This is a genomic window from Paenibacillus sp. J31R109 (assembly GCF_059692055.1).
Map to the genome: position 1 here is coordinate 106,289 of NZ_JCAUAR010000018.1, position 23,541 is coordinate 129,829.

Annotated in this window: 22 protein-coding genes; 16 read left to right on the plus strand and 6 right to left on the minus strand. The window is 45.3% G+C overall.

Annotation, left to right across the window (positions count from 1 at the left end):
• Window positions 1-18: 18 nt before the first annotated feature.
• Both AC58QT_RS30050 and AC58QT_RS30055 read right to left on the minus strand, forming a co-directional pair.
• Window positions 19-831, minus strand: a complete 813-nt coding sequence (locus AC58QT_RS30050) for an ABC transporter permease (RefSeq protein WP_173109143.1) — start codon at window positions 829-831, stop codon at window positions 19-21.
• Window positions 828-1,850: an ATP-binding cassette domain-containing protein gene (locus tag AC58QT_RS30055; protein ID WP_310224349.1), complete on the minus strand. Its 1,023-nt coding sequence runs from the start codon at window positions 1,848-1,850 to the stop codon at window positions 828-830. Before AC58QT_RS30055 ends, AC58QT_RS30050 begins: the two co-directional genes overlap by 4 nt.
• Before the next feature lie 181 nt (window positions 1,851-2,031).
• Between AC58QT_RS30055 and AC58QT_RS30060 the strand changes: the two genes are divergently transcribed.
• Together AC58QT_RS30060 and AC58QT_RS30065 are read left to right on the plus strand one after the other, a co-directional pair.
• The gene (locus AC58QT_RS30060) at window positions 2,032-3,510 is read left to right on the plus strand and encodes an Lsa family ABC-F type ribosomal protection protein (RefSeq protein ID WP_497412193.1); all 1,479 of its coding nucleotides are present in this window, start codon (window positions 2,032-2,034) and stop codon (window positions 3,508-3,510) included.
• Window positions 3,511-4,009: 499 nt separating this feature from the next.
• Window positions 4,010-4,720 (plus strand): AAA family ATPase, encoded by a 711-nt coding sequence (locus tag AC58QT_RS30065; RefSeq protein ID WP_497412194.1) that lies wholly within the window; start codon window positions 4,010-4,012, stop codon window positions 4,718-4,720.
• Between the two features lie 29 nt (window positions 4,721-4,749).
• On the opposite strand, the gene AC58QT_RS30070 is transcribed toward AC58QT_RS30065, so the two are convergent.
• Window positions 4,750-5,709, minus strand: a complete 960-nt coding sequence (locus AC58QT_RS30070; protein WP_497412195.1) for a TIGR03943 family putative permease subunit — start codon at window positions 5,707-5,709, stop codon at window positions 4,750-4,752.
• Window positions 5,710-5,730: 21 nt separating this feature from the next.
• Entirely contained in the window at window positions 5,731-6,735 is a 1,005-nt protein-coding gene (locus AC58QT_RS30075) for a permease (RefSeq protein WP_497412196.1), read from the minus strand.
• 278 nt (window positions 6,736-7,013) lie between these two features.
• Between AC58QT_RS30075 and AC58QT_RS30080 the strand changes: the two genes are divergently transcribed.
• From AC58QT_RS30080 to AC58QT_RS30100, 5 genes are all read left to right on the plus strand, one after another.
• The gene (locus AC58QT_RS30080; protein WP_497412213.1) at window positions 7,014-7,718 is read left to right on the plus strand and encodes a metal ABC transporter ATP-binding protein; all 705 of its coding nucleotides are present in this window, start codon (window positions 7,014-7,016) and stop codon (window positions 7,716-7,718) included.
• Window positions 7,664-8,545 (plus strand): metal ABC transporter permease, encoded by an 882-nt coding sequence (locus AC58QT_RS30085; protein WP_497412197.1) that lies wholly within the window; start codon window positions 7,664-7,666, stop codon window positions 8,543-8,545. The genes AC58QT_RS30080 and AC58QT_RS30085 overlap by 55 nt, the downstream gene beginning before the upstream one ends.
• A gap of 1 nt (window position 8,546) precedes the next feature.
• Complete coding sequence (locus AC58QT_RS30090; RefSeq protein ID WP_497412198.1) at window positions 8,547-9,500, plus strand: metal ABC transporter substrate-binding protein; 954 nt, start codon at window positions 8,547-8,549, stop codon at window positions 9,498-9,500.
• A gap of 80 nt (window positions 9,501-9,580) precedes the next feature.
• The gene (locus tag AC58QT_RS30095) at window positions 9,581-10,786 is read left to right on the plus strand and encodes a GTP-binding protein (protein ID WP_497412199.1); all 1,206 of its coding nucleotides are present in this window, start codon (window positions 9,581-9,583) and stop codon (window positions 10,784-10,786) included.
• A gap of 46 nt (window positions 10,787-10,832) precedes the next feature.
• Window positions 10,833-11,681 (plus strand): P-loop NTPase family protein, encoded by an 849-nt coding sequence (locus tag AC58QT_RS30100; protein WP_497412200.1) that lies wholly within the window; start codon window positions 10,833-10,835, stop codon window positions 11,679-11,681.
• A gap of 228 nt (window positions 11,682-11,909) precedes the next feature.
• Here AC58QT_RS30100 and AC58QT_RS30105 read toward each other — a convergent pair whose 3' ends face one another.
• Complete coding sequence (locus tag AC58QT_RS30105; RefSeq protein ID WP_497412201.1) at window positions 11,910-12,953, minus strand: stalk domain-containing protein; 1,044 nt, start codon at window positions 12,951-12,953, stop codon at window positions 11,910-11,912.
• Between the two features lie 437 nt (window positions 12,954-13,390).
• Here AC58QT_RS30105 and rpoN point away from each other — a divergent pair, with 437 nt between their 5' ends.
• The gene (gene rpoN, locus AC58QT_RS30110; RefSeq protein WP_497412202.1) at window positions 13,391-14,725 is read left to right on the plus strand and encodes an RNA polymerase factor sigma-54; all 1,335 of its coding nucleotides are present in this window, start codon (window positions 13,391-13,393) and stop codon (window positions 14,723-14,725) included.
• A gap of 23 nt (window positions 14,726-14,748) precedes the next feature.
• Here the strand turns inward: rpoN and ablB are convergent, their stop codons facing one another.
• Window positions 14,749-15,606, minus strand: a complete 858-nt coding sequence (gene ablB / locus AC58QT_RS30115; protein ID WP_497412203.1) for a putative beta-lysine N-acetyltransferase — start codon at window positions 15,604-15,606, stop codon at window positions 14,749-14,751.
• A 188-nt stretch (window positions 15,607-15,794) separates the two neighbouring features.
• Between ablB and AC58QT_RS30120 the strand changes: the two genes are divergently transcribed.
• From AC58QT_RS30120 to AC58QT_RS30155, 8 genes are all read left to right on the plus strand, one after another.
• Window positions 15,795-16,058 (plus strand): YokU family protein, encoded by a 264-nt coding sequence (locus AC58QT_RS30120; RefSeq protein ID WP_497412204.1) that lies wholly within the window; start codon window positions 15,795-15,797, stop codon window positions 16,056-16,058.
• Between the two features lie 33 nt (window positions 16,059-16,091).
• Complete coding sequence (locus tag AC58QT_RS30125; RefSeq protein WP_497412205.1) at window positions 16,092-17,444, plus strand: aspartate aminotransferase family protein; 1,353 nt, start codon at window positions 16,092-16,094, stop codon at window positions 17,442-17,444.
• Entirely contained in the window at window positions 17,444-18,172 is a 729-nt protein-coding gene (locus AC58QT_RS30130; RefSeq protein ID WP_497412214.1) for a CoA transferase subunit A, read from the plus strand. The genes AC58QT_RS30125 and AC58QT_RS30130 overlap by 1 nt, the downstream gene beginning before the upstream one ends.
• Entirely contained in the window at window positions 18,139-18,801 is a 663-nt protein-coding gene (locus tag AC58QT_RS30135) for a 3-oxoacid CoA-transferase subunit B (protein WP_497412206.1), read from the plus strand. The genes AC58QT_RS30130 and AC58QT_RS30135 overlap by 34 nt, the downstream gene beginning before the upstream one ends.
• A 47-nt stretch (window positions 18,802-18,848) precedes the next feature.
• Complete coding sequence (locus AC58QT_RS30140) at window positions 18,849-20,129, plus strand: peptidase (RefSeq protein WP_497412207.1); 1,281 nt, start codon at window positions 18,849-18,851, stop codon at window positions 20,127-20,129.
• Between the two features lie 3 nt (window positions 20,130-20,132).
• The gene (gene gabT, locus AC58QT_RS30145) at window positions 20,133-21,497 is read left to right on the plus strand and encodes a 4-aminobutyrate--2-oxoglutarate transaminase (protein WP_497412208.1); all 1,365 of its coding nucleotides are present in this window, start codon (window positions 20,133-20,135) and stop codon (window positions 21,495-21,497) included.
• Between the two features lie 25 nt (window positions 21,498-21,522).
• A complete protein-coding gene (locus tag AC58QT_RS30150) occupies window positions 21,523-22,941 on the plus strand; it encodes an aldehyde dehydrogenase family protein (RefSeq protein ID WP_497412209.1) in 1,419 nt (472 codons plus the stop codon).
• Window positions 22,942-23,314: 373 nt separating this feature from the next.
• The coding region (locus AC58QT_RS30155) for a hypothetical protein (protein ID WP_497412210.1) at window positions 23,315-23,541 on the plus strand (227 nt) is incomplete at its 3' end.

The following is a 23,541-nucleotide window of genomic DNA, read 5'->3' on the forward strand; positions in this document are numbered from 1 at the left end:
GCCTCTTTCGTTCAACGACTATGTCCGGCGCATGTAAGCAATCACCGTAATTGGTGCAAAAATCGCCACGATCACGATTGCACCGAAAAGGGAGATCGTTAGATCCCAACCAACGGTTCCTTGATTCGCTAGCTGGCGGACAGCGGAGACAAGGTGCGAAATTGGATTGATTTTGACAAACCACTGTAGCCAGTTCGGCATAGTGTCGACCGGTACGAAGGCATTCGATAGGAACGTAAGTGGAAATAGGACCAGCATCGAGATCCCTTGTACACTGGATGCTGTACGTGCAATGACGCCGAAGAATGCGAAGATCCAGCTAATGGCCCATGAGCAGAAAATAACAAGCAGCGCGGCGATGGCAACGTTAGCCAATCCGCCTTCAGGTCGGTAACCCATGATGAAGCCCATAGAGAAGGTAAGTACCGTCGCAATGGTGTAGCGTATGGTGTCAGCTAATAGGGCTCCCGCAAGTGGGGCTATCCGGGCAATGGGCAATGATTTGAATCGGTCGAACACACCCTTATCCATGTCCTCTCGTAACTGGACACCCGTAACGATGGATGTGGTGATCACGGTTTGAACGAGAATGCCGGGAATAATGACAGGCAAATAACTCACGACATCACCGGAGATGGCTCCGCCGAAAATATAGGTAAACATCAAAGTAAAGATGATCGGTTGAAGCGTGACATCGAACAATTGTTCAGGTGTACGACGGATCTTTAGCAATCCGCGGTAAGCCATGGTTAATGAATTACGTATGGACTGACGGAAGCTGGTGTGGTTTCGCAAATGGCGCTCGGATACAGGTTTAATTGATGTACTCATACACGTGCCTCCTGTTTCTTACTTGATGAATCAGACGTTTCTGAATCTTGCTCTGAGACGCCATGGCCTGTAATGGTTAAAAATACTTCATCGAGTGTCGGCTTCTGAACACTCAACTCCGCCAAGTGAATGCCAGCTTCGCGCAGGGAGATCAGCAAGTCCGTGACGCGATCAGCGTTCGCCATTGGAGCCGAGATTTGACCAGCAACCACAGTAGAAGCTACGTGGAGAACTTGCTCAACCGTTCTACGAGCTTGCTCAATGTCTAGCGGATTCTGGACAGTAAGCTGCAAAGAAGACGTACCCACAGAAGCTTTAAGTTCATCCACGGTACCCTCTGCAACGACGCGCCCGCGATCAATGACCGCGATTCGATCAGCTAGTTGATCCGCTTCTTCCAGATATTGCGTTGTAAGCAATATGGTTGAACCTGTGTCTACCAATCGACGGATTGTTTCCCACATCTGAGCACGTGTACGCGGATCTAACCCGGTCGTCGGCTCATCTAAGAAGATGAGTGGAGGCTGGGCAATAAGACTTGCTGCAAGATCCAATCTGCGGCGCATACCGCCGGAAAAATTTTTCAATGGACGTTTTGCAGCCTCTGTTAATCCAAATTCCTCAAGCAATTCGTCTGACTTCTGACGAGCTTCTTTACGGCTGAGCCCAAGGAGACGGGAGAAAATGATCAAGTTTTCTGTCGCGCTTAACGACTCATCGACAGATGCGTATTGACCTGTTACGCCGATCAATTGACGTACGATTTGGGACTCCTTCACGACGTCGTATCCGAAGATTTTCGCAGATCCCGCATCGGGACGTAATAAGGTCGCAAGCATATTGATAGTGGTTGTTTTACCCGCGCCATTCGGACCAAGTACGCCGTAAATCGTGCCTGCCTTTACTTTCAAATTCACACCGTCTACCGCTCGATTTTCGCCAAACGTTTTGACAAGTCCATTCGCTTCGACAGCCCAATCGCCATGCTGTGCGAATTCTTTTCGTTGTGAAGCATCCAATGTAATTCCTCCTAAAGAACAATTGATAACGTGATTGTAACGTACCTTTTTAAACTGAATGTAAACAAATGTATTTGAATGGAGAAGGATAGTTTATCTATAGTTATCCTTTCCTTCGAAATGGTAAATCCTATTATGATATGATGGGTTCAGCATCACGCGTGGTTAGGAGGATTCAATAATGTCATTAATACAAGTTACAAACCTCACGTTTGCCTATGATGGCAGCTATGATTATATATTTGAGGATGTCAATTTTCATATCGATACGGATTGGAAATTAGGTTTTACTGGAAGAAATGGAAGAGGGAAAACGACTTTTCTCAACTTACTGCTTGGGAAGTATGAATACAGCGGACATATTTCCGCAAATGTCAGTTTTGAGTATTTTCCTTTTAAAGTGAATAATAAGGGAAATAATACCATTAATATTATCAATGACATTTTAGCAGATTATCAACATTGGGAATTAATGCGTGAGCTTTCCTTGTTGAAGGTTTCTGAGGATGTACTGTATCGTTCCTTTGATTCATTATCCAATGGAGAGCAGACGAAAGTGTTGTTGGCTGCACTATTTCTGAAGGAAAACAGCTTTCTGTTGATTGATGAACCCACCAATCATCTGGATATGAAAGCGCGAAAGCTGGTCAGCTCCTACCTTAAATCTAAGAGCGGATTCATCTTGGTGTCGCATGACAGAGCTTTCTTGGATAACTGTGTCGATCATATTCTTTCCATCAACAAGACGAATATTGATATTCAAAGAGGGAATTTTAGCGATTGGTGGGAAAATAAACAGAGGCAGGATCAGTTCGAACTTGCAGAAAACGAAAAGCTGAAGAAGGATATTAAACGGCTATCCGATTCTGCGAAACGAACGGGTGACTGGTCACATGAAGTCGAGAAAACCAAAAATGGTACTAGAAATTCAGGTTCCAAGGTGGATAAGGGGTACATTGGTCACAAAGCGGCCAAAATGATGAAACGCTCTAAATCAATTGAGAATAGACAGCAAACAGCCATCGACGAGAAATCAAAGCTCCTTCGAAATATGGAAAGCGCAGATGATTTGAAGATATCTCAACTTGCTTATCATAGAAACCAACTTGCTGAGCTTGAGAATGTGTCGATATTGTATGGCGAAAAGGTCGTTTGCCAGAATGTCAGCTTTACAATCGAGCAAGGCGAGCGAATTGCACTATCAGGTCAAAATGGCTCAGGCAAATCAAGTATAATCAAGCTGCTTTGCGGTCAGGATATCACCTATTCGGGAACCTTCCGAAAGGGAAGTCAGCTCCAGATCTCGTATGTGTCCCAAGACACTTCTCATTTGCAAGGCAATTTGACGGATTTCGCAAAGCAAAATGGCATTGATGAGAGTCTGTTTAAGGCCATATTAAGAAAGCTGGATTTTGCCAGAGTACAATTCGAGAAAGATATTTCCGCTTTTAGCGGCGGCCAGAAGAAGAAAGTCCTTATTGCAAAAAGTCTGAGTCAAAACGTTCATTTGCACATTTGGGATGAACCGCTTAATTTTATTGATGTTATATCGCGCATGCAGATTGAAGAATTGCTGATTCAATACGCGCCAACCCTTCTTTTCGTTGAGCATGACGCGGAATTTTGCCATCACGTTGCAACGAAGATCATTGAACTTTAAGGATGAGGGGATCCCCCCTTATTATTCATAAAAGAGCTAAGCTGAGTAAATAGCGCTTAGTTTTTTTTGCTGTTTTTGTCTTACCCCGAGGCGGGGAAGAGGAGCAGGCGCCTTGGGCGATGTAATTGGGCTTTTTTTTGATGCCAGTGCAGAGAACTGCGATAATACATCTTTTTTAAGGGGAATAGACCGTTTATCGAAGAATTGCTGCGAAAATACATCTTTTTTTACCGATATTTCTTAAAAAGGATAAATGTGATGCAAAAAGATGCATAATCCCATCTTTCCTAATAGAACGTAACTTCTCTAGCAGAAAAAGATGTATATGCGCATCATTTTTAGATGCTAACTTTTCGAGGACGGAGCAGTCGTGTTTCTCGCTTTTTACGATCAATAGTTAATGTTATTAACTATCGTGGGTTGCGGCATTTCTTTACTTCGAGTTAGAAAAGTTTACAATAGAAGATGAGCTTCGAAATCTGATTTGGAGTTGAACATCATGTATTTGAGAAGACTAGAAATCCAAAAACAAGCGAATATAGATGCTTCGAAATATCCTTTCACGATCCCATCGATTCAATCGTTGACTTCCATCAGGTTTGAGAAGAATGTTACTTTTTTTGTTGGCGAGAATGGGTCAGGGAAATCAACGATTCTGGAAGCGATTGCCTACCAATGCGGATTTAACACGGCCAGTGGCGGTAAAAATAATGTCTATGACGTCGATGCGGCTCACTCCATTTTGGGGGAGCACTTACGTCTGTCTTGGATGCCGAAAATAACAAATGGTTTTTTCCTAAGAGCCGAAACCTTCTATAATTTTGCTAGTTATTTAGACACGATTCCAGAAAGTTTACCTTATTATGGTGGACGCTCGTTACATGAGCAATCGCATGGCGAAGCGTTTCTCTCCCTTTTTAAACATCGATTTGGGAAAAAGGCCATATATCTCCTCGATGAGCCCGAGGCAGCGTTATCTCCTGCAAGGCAGTTAGCCCTCATGCGTGTTATCAAAGACTTGGAGAAGGAAGCTCAATTTATTATCGCCACCCATTCTCCAATACTGCTTGGCTATCCAGATGCACAAATTCTTAGTTTCGATGACCAGCCGATCAGTGAAATTGCGTATGAGGAAACGCTGCACTACATGATTACTAAGCGATTTCTTGACAATCGAAAGATGATTCTAGAGGAGCTATTTAAAGATTGAGGTTGCGCTAAGAACGGTGACTAGCTTAACTATTTGAGTACCGTTAAGGGTTCAAAATGTGGATACACATACGGTGAGCTTGGCGCCGTGATCTCCTCAATGTGAGTAGCCGCAATGGTGAATATCTCGTTGCTGTTATAGTTGCCAGATTGAACGGTTCCCGTCACTTTTACCCACATATCCTGTGGGAATGTTTGCGCTGATGGGAATTCAACCAATACCCCGTAAGGCGATGCATCCGCTGAACAACAACTCACCGCAAATCGACCAACAACGAATTGGTTCGTCCTCATTTTATCCTCGCGATATACGAAACCTGTTAATTCAATCTCTTTCCCAATAAAGTTTTCCTTGAAGAGATCAACGGTCGACAAGATCTCCATATAGATTTCTGGCTCTACAATAATTCGATCCTTATGATATAGAATCACCCCCATTTTGGCAAAATCCTCGTTCCATTCGTCAGGCGCTTTAAATAATTGCTCAATGTCAGACTCTGACAGTGTTCCCTTTGGAGCAGCGGCTGGAGAGGCTGGCCTTGTTGGTATCGTGACATTCTCAGGTTCGCTGGGTAGCGTGCTGGACTCGACTCGGGTGCTAGCTATGCTCGACGTAGCAGCGGAAAGATTCATTCCTTTGGCAGCTACCATCGTGCTGTTTAGGGCTGTGTCTGGCAGAAGGAAGCCTAGAATTAAGGGTAAAAGAAGGAGCCCATAGGCCATGACATGTCGTAAGGGCGAGCGGGTTTCTGATGGATTGCACGCACAGGCAACTGGTCTTCCCCAGTAGGAACGAAGGACCATATAGCCCTGAAAACAAGCAATGATATACAACAAAACGGAAGCTAGTTTGACGTAAATCATCATACGTGGAGCGATATAGAGCTGTAATGTATCGGATTTCGATAGGACAACAATATAGCTGGAAAAGCCAAGTAATATCAGCGTGCGAAAGACATGATGAAAGCTCGTTACTCGAATGTGATTCATACGAATTCCTCCCCGAAATGATTACATGATAGATTCCCAAAGCAATGAACATATAAGAACCGTGCAAGCAATTAACAGTGCAAGTAACAAGACGAATTTAGTTTTGAATACCGATAACAGCATGAGTGTGCTTTTAAAATCAAGCATTGGACCGAAGACTAGGAACGTGAGCAAAGAACCGGATGTAAACGAAGTCTGGAAAGAAGATGCAACAAAAGCGTCAGAGGTCGAACAAATAGAAAGGATATAGGCTAATCCCATCATAAAAATGTGCGAAGAGAGAGGGCCTTGCCCGATGGTTAGCAGGCTGTCTCTCTGCATAAAGACTTGAATCAGTGCGGTTAATAGAGCGCCGAAGACTAAGTATTTTCCCATATCAAAAAACTCATTGGATGTATGTACGAAGAATGTCGTTACTTTACTTGAAAAGCCACCGTGATGGTCATGGTTATGATGGTGATGATGGAATGAATGACCTTGAGCGCTCCTTAACGGATTGTGCCGTACGAATCGATAGAGAATCAAACCGATTACCATTGTCACCATTAGAGCAAGTCCCATACGAGAATAGGCAATCGAAGGTTGGTTGCGAAAAGCCATAAGTGTAGCTGCAAAGACAATGGGATTAAGAATCGGGCCAGCAACAATGAAAACGACAGCGATGTAAACAGGCATTCCTTTTTGAATAAGTCTGCGAACGATCGGAATCATGCCACATTCACACATGGGGAAAAGTAATCCTAACAGACACGCGAAGAGGATGCCTAGCATAGGGTTTCGAGGTATAAAGCGGCGAATGGCTGTCTCTGGCACGAAAGATTGCAGCAAGGAGGAAATAATGACACCAAGTAAAATGAACGGTAATGCTTCAAGAATAAGGCTAATGAAGATGGTCTTAAACGATTGCAAGTGCTCAACTGTAAAAAAGCTGTACAAGAAATCAATTCTTTTGAGAAGAAGTACAAGAAGAATGAGACAGAGCGTTGCAAGAACGGTCATGGTTGTACGGTACACGCTACTTAACATGGCTGTTAACTCCTTTAATGAACATTTTATTACTGTGACTTAAAAGTAATGATTACGATTAAAATCATATGCGAAGATGCTAATTCTGGCAAGCAGGATCTTGACACCGTGGAAAAAGCAAGATATATTACATTTGGTAAAGCGTAAATTTTACTATTAAGTCGTCGGTTGAGCAGAAAATAGACAGAATAACGAGAACACACGGTCAATCTTCTTTTGATTTCATTCTATGCTATAATCGTAAAATTTACGCATTAAATACAAGGGAGTTGAAGATGATGCTACTTGCCTCTTTACAACAGGTGGAGTTCGGATATACGGATATCGCCTGCATCCAAGATGCTCAAGTGGACATTCAGTCTGGCGAATTCGTTGCAGTGATTGGTCCCAATGGTGCCGCAAAGTCAACCTTGCTTAAACTTATATTGGGTTTGGTTGCACCGTGGAAAGGCCACAGATACTTATCGCCGACCAATGAGAAAGGAGATAAATTGCGCGTAGGCTATGTGTCCCAACAGATCGCTGCGTTCAATAGCGGATTCCCAACTAGCATTTGGGAGTTTGTACGATCAGGCAGGTTTGCCCAAGGACCGTGGCTGCGCAGGCTTCGCAAAGAAGATGATACGATGACCGAAGTATTTCTTCGTCAATTGGGTATGTGGGATTTGCGCAAGCGAAGAATTGGCGAGCTTTCAGGTGGTCAGAAGCAGCGAATTTGTATTGCTAGGGCTTTAGTGCAAGAGCCGGATATGCTTGTGCTCGATGAACCAACGACAGGGATGGATCTGGCCAGCCGCCTTGGCTTGTATCAACTTATGCATCACCAAGTGAAGATGGGTCGAACGGTTGTGATGGTCACGCATCAGTTGGAGGAAGTCACCCCCTACATAAACAGAATTGTAACTTTGGAGAGAAAGGAGGAAGGCGGATGGAAATGCTGCACTACGACTTCATGCAACGGGCATTTTGTGCCGGTGGGCTGATCGCGATCATCGCATCGGTACTCGGCGTTTACCTCATATTACGCCGACAAGCACTTATGGCTGACATGCTTTCGCATGTGTCGTTAGCCGGTGTAGCGGGTGGTGCTTTTATCCATATTCATCCTACCTTGACGGGCTTTGTGGTAGCATCGCTAGGTGCTGTCATTGTTGAATATGTCAGAAGGTCTTATAAGTCTTATAGTGAAATTTCGATTGCCATTATCATGATTGGCGGGCTGTCCTCGGCTGTTATTCTAATGAGTTTAAGTCCCAGCATGAACAAAGGTTTATCCGCTTATTTATTCGGCTCCGTTGTAGCTGTGAATGAAACGGAACTTGTGCTTATGGGAAGTGTGACGGTCATTGGCGTCTTATTCTTTTACCTTTTCCGTCGACAACTGTATCAAATCACATTTGATGAAGATACAGCGAGAACGAATGGTATTCCTGTGAAATGGCTATCACTCTGTTTTAGTGTACTAACGGGGATGATCGTATCCGCTGCGATGCCGATTGTAGGGGTGCTTCTCGTTTCATCCCTCATCGTACTACCAGCGGCCTTGGCGATCCGCATTTCGTCTAGTTTTACAGCTGCAATTCTAGTCGCAATCGGCGTGGGCCTGCTGGGGGTATTTTCAGGCCTTACGGCATCTTACTCACTGAGTACACCGCCAGGAGGGACGATTGCAATCATCCTCTTGCTCCTACTTATCCTTGGCTTAAGTACTCAGAAAGTGATGAGGAGTTTACGAAAAACAACGAAGCCATTCATAGTTGAAGAAAAGGTATCCGTACCTATCTTACAAACCTACAAGGAGGAATTTTAGAATGAACGTATATGTTATTGCCAAATCAATCGCTATTACGGCAGTATCCTTTGCACTGTTGGCCGGATGCTCATCCAAAACCGTAACTAGCGATGGTAAACTCGATATCGTAACAAGTTTTTATCCAATGTATGAATTCACGAAGCAAATCGCAGGTGAACATGCGAATGTCATTGCCTTAATACCTGCAGGTTCAGAACCCCATGATTGGGAACCTAGCGCCAAGGATATGAAAAAGGTCAAGGAAGCAGACGTATTTGTTTACAACGGTCTTGTTGAAGGATGGGCCGAACAGGCATTGCAAAGCGCTGCAAATTCGAAGCGTGTCGTCATTGAAGCAAGCAAAGGGATTGCGCTCATGCAAGGTGTGCCAGATGAGGGTGAGGATTATGAAGAGGATCATGAAGCTGATCATGACGACCATGCCCATGACTCCGATCCGCATGTATGGCTAGATCCAACTTTAGCTCAACAAGAAGTAGAGGCAATTGCGCAAGGCTTGATTCAGGCAGATCCTGCTCATCAGGCTGATTATAGAGAGCATGCCGATGCCTATATTGGTAAGCTTAAAGCACTAGATGAAGCTTTTCGGTCAACCCTTGCGAATGTGAAGCACAAAGAATTCGTAACTCAGCATGCGGCATTTGGCTATTTGGCGAAGGCGTATGGTTTAACGCAAATCCCTATTTCAGGACTTTCACCTGAAGAAGAGCCATCACCCGCTCAAATGGCTGATATTATTCAATTTGCCAAGGAGAAACAAGTAAAAACGATCTTCTTTGAAACATTAGTAGATCCCAAGGTTGCTGCAACGATTGCTAAAGAAATCAATGCCAAAACAGATGTGTTGAATCCACTTGAAGGATTAACGGCGGAGGATAAAAAGAATAATCTAGACTATATTGGCGTTATGACGAACAATCTTCACGCATTGAAGAAAGCATTAGATGAATAGCAGCGTTGAGATACAAACGAGCGTTTGTTTTTTATTTGATATCATATAGTAATTATTACGATTAAAAAGGAGTTCTGTTCATGCAAACGATACCTGTCACGGTTTTAAGCGGTTATTTGGGAGCCGGCAAGACAACGATATTAAACCATATTCTACATAATCAAGTTGGTTTAAAAGTAGCTGTTATTGTGAATGATTTAAGCGAAGTTAACATCGATGCTGATCTCATCAGAGAAGGAAACGGTTTTTCTCGGACGGATGAGAGTTTGATTGAAATGTCGAACGGCTGTATTTGCTGTACCTTACGAGAAGATTTGTTAAAAGAAGTGGAACGACTTGCCAAGGAAAATAAATTTGATTATATTTTGATTGAATCGACAGGTGTGGGTGAACCGTTGCCAGTTGCGCAAACTTTTACCTATCAAGACGAAGCACAGGGCATTGATCTTACCCAGTTTTGTACACTGGACACGATGGTTACGGTGGTAGATGCCTTCCGATTTTGGACAGATTATAGCAGTGGTGAAACGCTTCTGGAACGTAGTCAAGCTGTAGGGGAAGACGATACGAGGGATGTTGTGGACTTGCTGATTGATCAAATTGAATTCTGCGATGTTCTTATTTTGAATAAGTGTGATAGATTGGAATCAGATGAATTGGATGAACTTGAAGCTGTTCTGCGTGCCTTACAACCGCGAGCCCAATTTATTCGCGCTATCCATGGACAGGTAGATCCAGCTGACATTATGCACACAGGTCTATTTAACTTCGATGAAGTGAGCACATCCGCTGGTTGGCTGCAAGAATTGGAAAAAGAGGGTCATACGCCAGAGACAGAAGAATACGGCATTTCCTCGTTCGTATATGAACGGAATCGACCATTCGAGCCTTCGAGATTACACCAATGGATGTCAGATTGGCCAGCTGAGATCGTCAGATCCAAAGGCATGGTATGGCTGGCATCTCGTCCTAACTATGCCCAAAACCTCAGTCAAGCGGGTGCTTCGATCCGTTTTGGACCAGCAGGATTATGGGTCGCAGCCCTTCCTGAAGAGGAGAGAGCAGCTGTTCTAGAAGAAGAGTTCAAATTACAGGCCATTTGGGATGACACGTATGGGGATAGGATCAACAGAGTTGTGTTCATCGGGATTGACATGAATCGTACTGAAATTGTGGCATCCCTTGATCAGTGCTTATTAACAGATGTTGAGATGCTGACAGATTGGACACTGTTTCGAGATGAGTTTCCTAATCTGATTATGGAAGTAGAAGACTTAGGTCACTAACGCATGTCGCAATCTGCAAATAGAAAGAGGAGAGATATCCGTATTTATGAAAGCCAAACTAATACTCGTTGAAGGATTACCAGGGTCTGGAAAGTCAACGACAGCTCAACTCGTTTTTGATATTTTAAAGGAATTCAATGTGAAGGCTAAGTTATTCACGGAAGGGGATCTGGATCATCCTGCGGATTATGAGGGAGTCGCTTGTTATTCCGAAAGTGAATTCAGAGATGTGCTGGCAACCTGCCCACTTCACCTCAAAGCCATATGTGAGGATCGTGTCATTAAACAAGAGGAGTATTATTTATTACCCTATCGGAAAATTGAAAATGAGCTAGACTTCCAAATTCCTTCGGAAGTAGCTAGCTCATTTCACCAACATGATATCTATGAGTTACCTTTGCAGCTCAGCAATGAATTAATAACGGCGAGATGGAGGCAATTCGCGGAACAGGCAAGAAGTAACGAGATTGTGTATATTTTTGAATGTTGTTTTATTCAAAATCCGGTGACACTTGGCATGATCAAATATGATGCTAGTAAAGATAAAGTTATTGAGCAGGTAACGAGACTAGCTGAGATCATCGCGCCATTAGATCCTCTATTGATTTATGTCCAGCAAACTGATCTGGATTATTCATTTCGTAAAGCCGTTGATGAAAGATCAGCCCAATGGTCCAATGGTTTCATTCACTATTATACGACACAGGGCTATGGCAAAGTGCGAGGCTACACGGGACTCGCTGGAACGCTGCAGATACTTCAGGCTAGGTCAGCATGGGAGAGTGACTTGCTGAATCAATTACAGATGAACATCGAAAGGGTTAATAATTCTTCCTACGATCTAACCGAGTACAAAGCAGAGTTAGTTCAATTGTTGAAAGTATTCTCTCATTAGTGAATCAGGTTTAGTCCGATATTGCCGAGCAAAATATAGTTTCTCCTCAAAAATTAAGCCAATAGTCAGATTTTGCCCAACTAATAAGCTAATTTCATTCCCTGATGGTAATTTTAGTTTATTTAGTTGGGTGTTTTAGGACTAATCAAGAAATTTCCACGCGGACAGCGAGTTTAAGTCGACAAAGTCGGACTAAAAGAAGAGAGTAGGATTACGTCACTCACCTCTCTAGAATAATCTCCTAGCCGTCACAAATCGCTTCTTCCACTTCTCATCGAATTCTGTGAAGTGAACACCATCCTCTTTTGAATAGGTTTGAAGGATACGTCCGTCTCCCGCATAAATCCCAACATGTCCGATATCGAGACCGCGAGCCGTGAAAAAGAGGAGGTCCCCTTTGCGAATGTCGCTGAGCGCGATTTCCTTCCCTTGCAGCGCTTGGTCGTAGGAAACCCGTGGTAAATCAATTGACAATACTTTGTCAAATACGTAATTAACGAAAGAAGAGCAGTCAAACGTTTTGGTCTGACCAAGCTTGGCACCAAATTCATATGGCGTACCTAGAAATTGGGAACCGAAAGCGATTAAGGCATCCGCTTGCTTCGCAGCTAGACCTGTACTTGTGTAGTCGGTATACATGGAGGCTGCAGAGATGAAGCCAATAGTATTGTCTTGAGTTTGTACCTCCAACCAATTCGAGTTGATTTCTCGAATGACGTGAATTTTATCTGTTTTGGGAAGCATGCGAAGAACAGAGGTATCATCATCTTTCTCTGGTGTATCACGCAAGTTAACGCCATATTGAATGGTAGTTTCATAGTTATGAACAGATGAAATGGTAATAGAGCGCGAGTAATCGTGCCATTTTACAAGATTGCCTAATGTTTCACTAATAAATCGCAAAGGGATCATGGTAGAACCATCGATAATTTTACCAGGGAGGGGCAGCGCAAGCTGTTCCTTATTTTTCGTTGCGAACATGTCTCCGATGCGATAAGTAACGGTCGTGCCAGCTTTCACAGCAGTCACGGTTCGTGTATTCTCATCCCATGTAATGGTAGCACCTTCTGCTTCAAAAAGCGCACGCATGGGTACAAGACTACTTCCATTTTCAATAACGGGTGGAGTCTCAAAAGAGAGAGGATGCCCATCCAAATAGACGGTAGGTGGTGCAGGAACAGTTTCAGCGGCTTGTACATTTGTTCCTTGAAGGAGCAGTAGGCTTACTATAGTTATCTTGGCACCTAAAAGGAGACCAGTTCTAATTCTCATGATGTTATACCTCTTACTTTCTGATAATAGTGATCTTTATAACATTCGAGAAAATCTACTTCCTTTAAGTCCGTATTTGGGGGTATCCTCCGTTCGTTAATATATGGAAAAAATAAAAGAAGACTCCTTTCGGAGTCTTCTTCGACGGTGAGTAGAATTGATGGTACTCTTGCTTTGAACCTTACTTCGCTAGGTAACTACCTCATCACATCATTGCAGTATGGAAACTACAGTAAGTGGTATGCGGCACATCTCCTCGCCTCCATATGGATTCAAGAACAACTTCCCTTGTGTAAATTGTCTGCGACACAACACCTCACCACTGCTTCACCGTCGTAAATTAGTATGTCCGCATTCAAATACAATATACACAGATTTGGTTAAATTCTACTCACCTTGAATACATATAGAAGCAACAACGAAATGGGGTGATGCACATGCGCCAAGGATACGGGATGTTCCAACAACAAACGGCCAAGTTGCGTATTACCCCTCAACTTCGCAAAGCAATAATGATTCTCAAACTCTCTACGCCAGAATTACATGAAGTTGTAAGGCAGGAGTTAGTCGAAAACCCAGCCTTGGATATGGCCGGATACGATTGGGATACTTATCACATCAATAATGTCTCGCCAAAGTTTTTTCGTAACACAGCTTTGCCAGATGCTAATTATGACCCGTACTTACATGCTTCTTTGAATGAGGTTTCACTCGAAAGACATTTGAAGGAGCAGTTGAGTTTTGCAAAAAAAATACCGCAAACCATTCGGAAAGTAATTACCTTTTTAATTGGAAATTTGGACACCAATGGCTATCTGGGAACAACACTGGAAGAAGTAGCTGACATATGTAAGGTGGATATGACATCCGCAAAGTATGCCTTACGTATTTTACAAAGTTTCGAGCCCCGCGGCATAGGAGCAAGGAGCTTGCAGGAGTGTCTGCTCCTTCAGGTTCAATCTCTCTCCGATTGTTTTCCCTTAGTTTCACTGTTAATTCGAAGTCATCTCAACGAAATTGCTGATTACCGTATCTCGAAATTAGCAACGAATCTACAAGTAGCCCCACAGGAAATTCAGGCAGCGATCGATGTCATCAAAGGGTTGAATCCACGGCCTGGTGGAGCTTTTCATATAGAAGCTGTTCCCTATATCATTCCTGAAGTGATTATCGAGAGAGCAGGTGAACAGCTTATTGTGTTGCTGCATCAAGCAACATCGTCGCGACTTTCGGTCAATGGTTATTACGAGCGAATGGTCCAAGAGAACACGGAGTATAACGAAGCAGCCAAATTTCTATCCCATAAATTACATGCGGCGAAGTTCTTTTTGAAGTGTTTAGAGCAAAGACGTAAAACCATATACCGGGTAACACAAGCCATTGTGGAGGAGCAGGCCGATTTTTTCTGGAAGGGGAGTCTCCATCTAAAGCCAATGACATTAAAGCAGATTGCTGATAAGTTGGGAATACATGAATCAACAGTCAGCCGCGCTACGGCTGGGAAGTACGCTCAAACACCATGGGGGATCTTTGAACTAAAATATTTTTTTCCATCTGGACTGCAAATGGATAGGGGCGATTCCGCCTCATCGGAACGTATGAAGCTGAAAATCAAAGAGTGGATTAACAGCGAAAGCCCCCGCAGGCCTTTTTCGGATCAAAAGCTGGCTGATCTTATGAAGCAGGAAGGGTTCCAACTATCTCGTAGGACGATAGCCAAATATAGAGAAGAACTTGGGATATCTTCTTCTGTGCGAAGGAAACGCATATAGTTGAAATACAAGGAGAAAGGGGATCATGTTAATGGCTTGACCCATAAGTTCATATCTTCATATTTATCAAAAATATCGCAATTTTTCGTAAGTCGGCCATAATAGCGATAGCCCATTTGGTAAAATACGGCATTCATGCCGAATGAAAGCGCCCTTGATAACGAATAAGCACAAGTAATATGGCGACTGATCAATTCTTCTTCTAAAGCATGCATAAGGAGTCGCATTAGTCCTTGATTCCGGTAAGCGGGCAGCGTGGCACAGTCTGTCATTTCCGCATTGGCATAGAACGCATTAATCTCAGCAGAAGCAGCACTAATTAATTGGTTGCGATCTTCGATGAGATAATAAATCGTGCCCTCTTGCATGGTTTTCTCCACATAGCTCGGTTCATTCATCGGAGTGGGGTAGGTCTGGAAAATGTGGCTGTATAACTGGGCGAGCTGCTCAGCATCCTGGACCCCAGCCACCCGCAGTGTCAGCGGAGCCGGCACCAAGGGACGATCAGGCTTGAGAGGAAGTGTGTAAACCTGCTCTAGAATGCGATCTTCATCGAGCCAATAATCGCTGGTTCTGCGTTCCAGGTCATCATAAAATGCCATGCAATAAGCATCGTTTCCGTTGAAATATCCTTTATAAATACCCTCCAGCATCCAGCCTTTGGATAAAAAAGATTGCCAGTCATTCTCGTGTGATTTGATAAATATTTTAGTTAAAGCATGGGATGTAGCGAGTTCGAGGATTCGCAAAGTCATGGCATCGATATTCCCCTTATAATCATCCACCCGTAACCGTTTATTCCGCTTATCCAGACAACACATGATTGAATAATCCGTACCCGTAAAAACATGATTCGTATAGGTTGGCAGCTCATTTGGCATCCAGCATCCCCCTTACTTCCTCATTATGCTGCAAAAAAATTAGCAACTGCCAAAAGTCTGGCAGCTTTTCCTATACATTCTCAATAATAGGCGTGCATATACCCTTTTTTAAAAGTTGGCATCTATTTTGCATAAGTAACAGAGCGTTGTGAGAATGTTCTATACCATATGATGGAGGATGGATGCATATGAATTGCATGTGGTGTGAAAGAGATGACATTCGAGAAAGTGTAAAAGATTGCTACTGGATCATGCCAGATGGCAGATTAGCCGTACAGATCTTGGAGGTCCCTGCGATTACGTGTACCAACTGTCGTACTTACGTTTTAGAAAGTACCGCGCAGCAGATTGAAGAGACACTCTATTGGCATGATGTTTCGGCACTAGGAACAGCATTTCGTTATGAAGATCTGATGAAGGCTCCACGCGTCAAGAATATATTTCTTAAATAATACCTAACGTAGTGAACCAGTGGGAGGTGCGTTATGAAGCGGGAGCATGTTATTAAGCCGGTTTTAGATCACCATTATCCCACCATAGCCTATGGAAAAGGCGTCTTCCTGTACGATGATCAAGGTAAAGCTTATATAGACGGTTGCTCAGGAGCTGTGACTGCTGGAATTGGGCACGGTGTTCCAGATATCGTTGATGCCATTCTTGAACAAGCAAACAAAGTATCCTTCGTTTATCGGTCGCAGTTTACAAGCGAACCTGCCGAGAAGCTGGCAGCGAAGCTAAGTGACTTAGCTCCCGGCAACGACTACTGGAGCTTCTTCGTGAACAGCGGATCAGAAGCGACGGAAACTGCTATGAAGATAGCCATACAGCATTGGCAAGAGCAAGGGAGACATGGCAAGAATAAAGTGATCTCTAGGAGAATGAGCTATCATGGCATTACGTTGGGTGCGCTTTCAATGTCAGGGCATGTGCTGCGTAGAAGACGTTTTATCCCTTTATTAGAAGACTTTCCAGTCGTTGCTCCACCTTACTGCTACCGATGCCCACTAGGTAAAACTTCACCGAATTGCCAATTAGCGTGCGCAGATGATTTGGCAACGGCGATCAAGCGAATAGGTTCTGAGCATATTGCTGCTTTCATTGCAGAGCCGATCATCGGAGCGGCTGGGGGAGCCATTGTTCCGCCAAATGGCTATTTCCAAAGAATTAAAGCGATCTGTGAACAGAATGAGATCTTATTCATCGCGGATGAGGTCATGACAGGGATAGCTCGAACAGGGGCTATGTTCGCCATGGAGCATTACGGCGTTGAACCCGATCTGATTGCTTTAGGGAAAGGGATGAGCGCAGGTTATACACCGATAGCAGCTACATTAGTAAAAGATCGGGTGATGGAGCCTATCTTGAAGGGTTCCAAAAGTATTATGTCTGGCCACACATATAGTGCCAATCCGCAATCGGCAGCTGTTTCGTTGGCGGTACTTAGTTATATCGAGAAGCATCAGTTGCTTAGTGCTGCAGAGAGCAAAGGGCAATATTTGATGGGCCAATTGCGGCAAATGGCAAATGGCATCCCGAGCATCGGTGATGTGAGGGGCCAAGGTATGTTGGTAGCGATCGAATTTGTTGCAGATCAGACATCAAAGCGACCATTTCCATTTGGATTAGGTGTCACCTCTCGGATCATTGAGAGAGCCTTTCAGAAAGGACTGCTCGTATATCCCGCCGCAGGTGCGGTGGATGGAGAAGGGGATGCGATTATCATCGCCCCGCCTTTGGTCATTACGGAGGGGGAAATTGACCAACTGGTTGGGATATTGGTGGCATCCATTCAGGAAGTCATAGCTGAGATTACCTCGACTAGACTGGAGGAGATATGATGGTACCCAGTGAAAGCTCACTTGCGGATGCGGCCAGCAAAGTAAAGACGCTGGAAGAAGCGCTTCAAACGATTACGGATGGCTGTACGTTGATGTTTGGCGGGTTTGGCGGCATTGGTACACCGCCAACATTAATCGAGGGTATTTTGCAGAAGGACGTTAAAGATCTAACGATCATAGGAAATGACACTGGATTTCCGCATATCGGTATTGGCCGATTAGTCACGGCAGGATGTGTAAAGAAAGTGATTGCTTCGCACATTGGGTCAAATCCTAACGCTGGTCAGATGATGGAGCAGGGCACGATGGAAGTGGTTTTCTACCCGCAGGGTACGTTATGTGAGAAAATCCGAGCTGGCGGCGTAGGTCTTGGCGGGATCTTAGTGGATGTCGGCGTTGGCACGATCATGGAACAGGGGAAAGAGACCGTATCCATGGATGGCAAAACGTATCTGATCGAGCCAGCCCTTACGGCAGATGTTGCCATTGTGCATGCCAAGAAAGGGGATACCTACGGGAACCTCATCTACGATAAAAGTGGCAGAAATCTGAATCCACTCGTCGCGATGGCCGGAAAGATAACGATTGCGGAAGTCGATGAAATAGTTCCCTTAGGTGAGCTGGACCCCGAAAGTATTGTCACGCCAGGCATTTTCGTGGATATGGTGATTTTAAGCAGAGGGGTGACTTGGGAATGGGTATGGGAAAAGAAATCCGCGAGCGGATAGCTAAGCGGGCTGCGCAAGAACTAAAGAGCGGCATGGCCGTTAATCTAGGTATCGGCATCCCAACCATGGTTGCGGATTATGTCCCTGAAGACATTCACGTTGTTTTTCATGCGGAGAATGGCATTCTGGGGGCAGGTGGTGCGCCGATTCCCGGTGAGGAAGATGCTTTTCTGTGTAACGCAGGCGGATATCCCATGACAATAACAAGTGGAGCTTCTTACTGCGATAGCGCGATTGCTTTTGCCATGATTCGTAGAGGTTGTATCGACATTACGATACTTGGGGCGCTCGAAGTGAGTGAACGTGGGGATTTGGCAAATTGGATCGTCCCGGGGAAGCGAGTGGCAGGTATCGGCGGGGCAATGGAGCTAGCGCAAAAAGCCAAAAAAGTTATCGTCCTGATGAACCATGTAAACCGGCAGGGAGAGTCTAAAGTTAAAAAGCAATGTGACTTACCACTTACGGCTGTAGCCTGTGTGAAATTGATAATTACGGAAATGGCCGTGATGGAGGTTACGGAGGAGGGGCTGGTTTTGAGAGAGATCATGCTGCCTTATACGATTGAAGACGTTATTCGCCATACGGAGGCTGGTTTACTCATCCCTAGTGCTATTTCCTATATCCCATAAATGGCGGGCAGGACGTCTTGTGTCATGTGTGAAAGGAGGAGTTTCCCTTGTCAAACGAGCATACAGAACTGCACACATCCATTCATGATTGGATCTGTCAGCATAGAGATGCTGGTACAACTTTTCTGCAGAAGTTAGTTAAAATGGCAAGCACACAAGGTCATGAGCAGGAGGCTCAACTTTTTATTGCTGAGAAATTGCGAGAGTTAGCGCTCGATGTTGAAGTCTGGGAGCCAGATGGAGAAGCGCTTCGCAGCCATCCCTATTTCTGTTCCCCACGAAGTGAATTTATAGGCAGTCCGAATGTGGTTGGTGTTTTAAAAGGGTCGGGCGGCGGTCGTTCCTTGCTGTTGAATGGACACATGGATGTCGTTCCAGAAGGGAATCGTGAACAATGGCAGGATGACCCATTCAGCGGACGTGTCGTAGATGGGAAATTGTATGGACGTGGGGCTACGGATATGAAAGGTGGCACTTCTTCGCTTCTTATGGCTATTGAGGTGATTCAAGGGCTTGGATTGACATTGAAGGGTGATGTGATTTTTGAAAGTGTCATTGAAGAAGAAAGTGGTGGAGCGGGCACGCTGGCGGCTATTGTCAGAGGTTACCGGGCGGACGCGGCGCTCATTCCCGAGCCTACCAATTTACGGATATTCCCCAAGCAACAAGGCTCTATGTGGTTCCGAATTGAGGTCAAAGGTCGATCGGCTCACGGGGGTACGAGATACGAAGGTGTGAGTGCCATAGAGAAAAGTGTGACTGTGATTCAGCACATACGCGAGCTCGAGGACCTTAGAAATGCCCGAATTGTAGATCCCTTGTATGCCAATAATCCCATCCCAATCCCGATTAATATCGGTGTCATTCAAGGTGGGAATTGGCCTTCGTCTGTTTCTGATACCGTCAAGCTAGAGGGTCGCATGGGGGTTGCACCGGAGGAAACTTTAGAAGCCGCTAAAGCGGAAATGAGCGAGTGGATGGCGGGGTTAACGATGAAAGACACATGGTTCGAATCGCATCCACCTCGTGTGGAATGGTTCGGGGCACAATGGGTGCCGGGCAGTGTTGATCCTGAGCATGACTTGATGAAGGTACTTATGCAGCAATACCGCGTGGTTAAACAAGATGAGCCCACGATTGAAGCGTCGCCTTGGGGCACAGACGGTGGTTTACTCACGCAGGTTGGTGAGACGCCATGTATTGTTTTTGGACCAGGCATCACACAAGTTGCCCATTATCCGAATGAGTATATCGTGTTGGATGATGTGTTCGAAGCGGCTGAGATTATCGCATTGACATTAATTCATTGGTGTGGTTTGGAGGCATAAGGAATGGATCAAAATACGAGACAGACGACGTATATTGAAATGAAAACAACGATTCCGGGGCCACAAGCTCAACAACTATTGGCACGCCGTTTAGCGAGTATTCCGAGAGGCCCTTTCAATACAATGGCGACATTTGCGGCCAAAGGGGAAGGGGCACTCCTGACGGATGTTGATGGGAATACGTTCATTGATTTGGCAGGGGCGATCGGCTCTTTAAATGTCGGTCATTGTCCACCTAAAGTGGTGGAGGCACTGAAGAATCAGTTGGATCTTTATCTACATCCTTGCTTTCATGTCATGATGTATGAACCTTATGTAGCATTGGCTGAAAAACTCAATGCGTTGACACCTGGGGATCATCCGAAGAAAACATTCTTCTTAAACAGCGGTGCGGAGGCGGTAGAGAATGCGGTGAAAATCGCTCGTAAATACACGGGACGAAAAGCCGTGATTTCTTTCGAACGTGGCTTCCATGGCAGAACCTATATGGCGATGTCTTTAACTAGTAAGGTAAAGCCGTATAAGAATGGCTTCGGTCCTTTTGCACCGGATACGTACAAAATGCCTTATCCATACTACTATCGTGCTCCATCCGGATTGTCGCAGGAAGAGGTAGATGAGCAACTTTTGCAGAAATTCGAAGATTTTTTTCTGGTCGAGGTGCCAGGAGAAGATGTTGCTGCGATCATCATGGAACCGGTTCAAGGCGAGGGTGGTTTTGTGATCCCTTCCACTAAGTTTGTACAGGGTGTGAAGGGAATCTGCGAGAAATACGGAATCCTCTTGATTGCTGACGAAGTGCAAACGGGCTTCGGACGGACAGGGAAAAACTTTGCCATGGAACACTTTGGCGTTGTACCGGATTTAATGACCATGTCGAAATCGATTGCTGCTGGACTTCCGCTAAGTGCCGTTACCGGACGGGCGGAAATTATGGACGCACCAGGCATCGGAGAAATTGGTGGCACCTATGGCGGCAGCCCGCTTGGGTGCGTAGCAGCTTTACAAGTGATTGATTTGCTCGTGGAGGAACGTCTTGCAGAAAGAGCGATTGTCATTGGGGCTGCTGTTAGTGAGCGTTTCCTACGTCTGCAGGACGAAGTAGGATGCATTGGGGAAGTGCGTACGTTAGGTGCGATGAGCGCGATAGAGATCGTCAAGGATCAGGCATCTAGGAAGCCGGATAAAGAGCTGACAACGCGGATTTTGCAGGAAGCGCATCAACAAGGTGTCATTGTGATGAGTGCTGGTATTTACGGGAATGTGATACGCATCCTAAGTCCGTTGGTCATAACGGATGAACAGCTCGCTGAGGCATTGGTTGTCCTAGAGCAGGCTGTAAAGACATGCTATAATCAATCTTCTTGAACGTATGTGCAAGGAGGAGATCAGAATGAGGAAGCAGCTATTTATCGATGGAGCATGGGTGGAAGCGAGTGCGTATTGCCCCTTATTCTCACCTTACAGCGGTGAACAGATTGCTGAAATCGGTTATGCAGGCACAGCCGAAGTTGAGCTAGCCATAGCAGCTGCAGAACGAGCAAAGCCAGTAATGGCAGCGATGTCGGCGCATCAGAGGGCAACAATTCTGGAGAAGCTGGCAGCTTTGATCCGAGAGAATAAGGAAGCATGTGCTCGATTAATCGCGCTAGAAGCAGCTAAGCCGATTACCACAGCGAGAATAGAGGTAGAGCGGACGATTTCGACTTACCAATTCGCCGCAGAAGAAGCCAAGCGAATTCAGGGTGAGACGATTCCGATGGATGCGGCACCTGGTGGGGAAGGTCGTGTTGCGTACACGATTCATCAGCCTTTGGGGGTCGTAGCGGCGATTACACCGTTTAACTTTCCGATGAATTTGGTTGCACATAAAGTAGGGCCAGCCATCGCTGCTGGTAATACACTTGTTTTGAAGCCGGCAGGCCAAACGCCGTTATCTGTCTTGTTTTTGGCGGAGCTTATGCAACAGGCGGGACTTCCTGCAGGCGCTTTAAATGTGGTAACTGGCAATGGAAGTGTGATTGGTGACTTACTGGTTACGGATAAAAGAATCAAGGCTGTCACCTTTACGGGAAGTCCTGAAGTTGGGATCACCATCCGCAATAAGGCGGGGTTAAAAAAGGTCATTTTAGAATTAGGCTCCAATTCAGCACTCATTGTGGATCAAGGTGTTGATGTAGACGCGATGATCGCCAGGGCGGTTACAGGAGCATTTTCCTATGCCGGCCAGGTATGTATCTCGCTTCAGCGGATTTATGTGCATGACCAGTTGTTCGATGAATTTGTCCACAAATTCGTGAAACAGACAGAGACGCTTCAGCTAGGTGATCCACTGCAGGAAGACACGGATCTATCAGCATTAATCGGATCTCGTGACGCTGAACGCGCGATGCAATGGATAGCAGAAGCGGAGCAATTAGGCGCGATTGTCGTAACGGGCAACAAGAGAGAGGGGAATATCGTTCACCCGACTGTCTTGCTCAACGTTGCTTCTTCCGCAAGCGTCTCGTGCCAAGAAGTATTTGCTCCGATCGTCATGATTAATCGCGTTTCGTCGATCGAAGAAGCGATACGTTTGGTTAATGACTCTAAATACGGCCTCCAGGCAGGCATTTACACGGAAAATGTCCGCACCGCGCTCGCAGCTGCTGAAGCGTTGGAGGTAGGGGGTGTCATGATCAATGACATTCCCACCTTCCGTGTGGACCACATGCCGTACGGAGGCGTGAAAGAGAGCGGCACAGGGCGCGAGGGCGTAAAGTATGCGATACGCGAGTTGACGGAGATGAAATTGATTTGTTTTAAAAAGTGAAGGACAAAGAAGCTAAGGGGGTTGTGCTTAGCTTCTTTGTTGTGGCTGCTGGTAGTGTGGCCTGTAGCTTTGGGGGGATAGCGAGGGGGGAGGAGATACTCGGCAGCGGCAGAGCGAAAACCAAGGAATTACTCGAAAAATTCGAGTTACGGCAGCAGTAAGTGGCCGTTTGGATGCTGCAACTCGAAAAATTCGAGTTACGGCAGCAGCTCGCGGCCTTTTGGGCGCTGCAACTCGAAAAATTCGAGTTACGGCAGCAGCTCGCGGCCTCATGAATGCTGCAACTCGATAAATTCGAGTTACGGCAGCAGCTCGCGACCTTCTGGATGCTGCAACTCGAAAAATTCGAGTTACGTCAGCAGTTTGCGGCCTCTTGAATGCTGCAACTCGAAAAATTCGAGTTACGGCAGCAGTTCGTGGCCTTTTGGATGCTGCAACTCGAAAAATTCGAGTTACGGCAGCAGTAAGTGGCCGTTTGGATGCTGCAACTCGAAAAAACAGCCATGACAATGTTCCATTGCCACCCCCTAGAATGAAAATGGTTTTATGCATCACGCAGCTGTTCTTAAAGTCTAGACCTTCTAAGTTCTCTCAATTCTG

What these genes read in the sequence shown, in the direction of transcription:
- AC58QT_RS30050 (WP_173109143.1), bottom strand. Translation starts at nt 831, where the DNA reads ATGAGTACATCAATTAAACCTGTATCCGAGCGCCATTTGCGAAACCAC.
- AC58QT_RS30060 (WP_497412193.1), top strand. Translation starts at nt 2,032, where the DNA reads ATGTCATTAATACAAGTTACAAACCTCACGTTTGCCTATGATGGCAGC.
- AC58QT_RS30065 (WP_497412194.1), top strand. Translation starts at nt 4,010, where the DNA reads ATGTATTTGAGAAGACTAGAAATCCAAAAACAAGCGAATATAGATGCT.
- AC58QT_RS30070 (WP_497412195.1), bottom strand. Translation starts at nt 5,709, where the DNA reads ATGAATCACATTCGAGTAACGAGCTTTCATCATGTCTTTCGCACGCTG.
- AC58QT_RS30075 (WP_497412196.1), bottom strand. Translation starts at nt 6,735, where the DNA reads ATGTTAAGTAGCGTGTACCGTACAACCATGACCGTTCTTGCAACGCTC.
- AC58QT_RS30080 (WP_497412213.1), top strand. Translation starts at nt 7,014, where the DNA reads ATGCTACTTGCCTCTTTACAACAGGTGGAGTTCGGATATACGGATATC.
- AC58QT_RS30085 (WP_497412197.1), top strand. Translation starts at nt 7,664, where the DNA reads ATGGAAATGCTGCACTACGACTTCATGCAACGGGCATTTTGTGCCGGT.
- AC58QT_RS30090 (WP_497412198.1), top strand. Translation starts at nt 8,547, where the DNA reads ATGAACGTATATGTTATTGCCAAATCAATCGCTATTACGGCAGTATCC.
- AC58QT_RS30095 (WP_497412199.1), top strand. Translation starts at nt 9,581, where the DNA reads ATGCAAACGATACCTGTCACGGTTTTAAGCGGTTATTTGGGAGCCGGC.
- AC58QT_RS30100 (WP_497412200.1), top strand. Translation starts at nt 10,833, where the DNA reads ATGAAAGCCAAACTAATACTCGTTGAAGGATTACCAGGGTCTGGAAAG.
- AC58QT_RS30105 (WP_497412201.1), bottom strand. Translation starts at nt 12,953, where the DNA reads ATGAGAATTAGAACTGGTCTCCTTTTAGGTGCCAAGATAACTATAGTA.
- rpoN (WP_497412202.1), top strand. Translation starts at nt 13,391, where the DNA reads ATGCGCCAAGGATACGGGATGTTCCAACAACAAACGGCCAAGTTGCGT.
- ablB (WP_497412203.1), bottom strand. Translation starts at nt 15,606, where the DNA reads ATGCCAAATGAGCTGCCAACCTATACGAATCATGTTTTTACGGGTACG.
- AC58QT_RS30120 (WP_497412204.1), top strand. Translation starts at nt 15,795, where the DNA reads ATGAATTGCATGTGGTGTGAAAGAGATGACATTCGAGAAAGTGTAAAA.
- AC58QT_RS30125 (WP_497412205.1), top strand. Translation starts at nt 16,092, where the DNA reads ATGAAGCGGGAGCATGTTATTAAGCCGGTTTTAGATCACCATTATCCC.
- AC58QT_RS30130 (WP_497412214.1), top strand. Translation starts at nt 17,444, where the DNA reads ATGGTACCCAGTGAAAGCTCACTTGCGGATGCGGCCAGCAAAGTAAAG.
- AC58QT_RS30135 (WP_497412206.1), top strand. Translation starts at nt 18,139, where the DNA reads ATGGGTATGGGAAAAGAAATCCGCGAGCGGATAGCTAAGCGGGCTGCG.
- gabT (WP_497412208.1), top strand. Translation starts at nt 20,133, where the DNA reads ATGGATCAAAATACGAGACAGACGACGTATATTGAAATGAAAACAACG.
- AC58QT_RS30150 (WP_497412209.1), top strand. Translation starts at nt 21,523, where the DNA reads ATGAGGAAGCAGCTATTTATCGATGGAGCATGGGTGGAAGCGAGTGCG.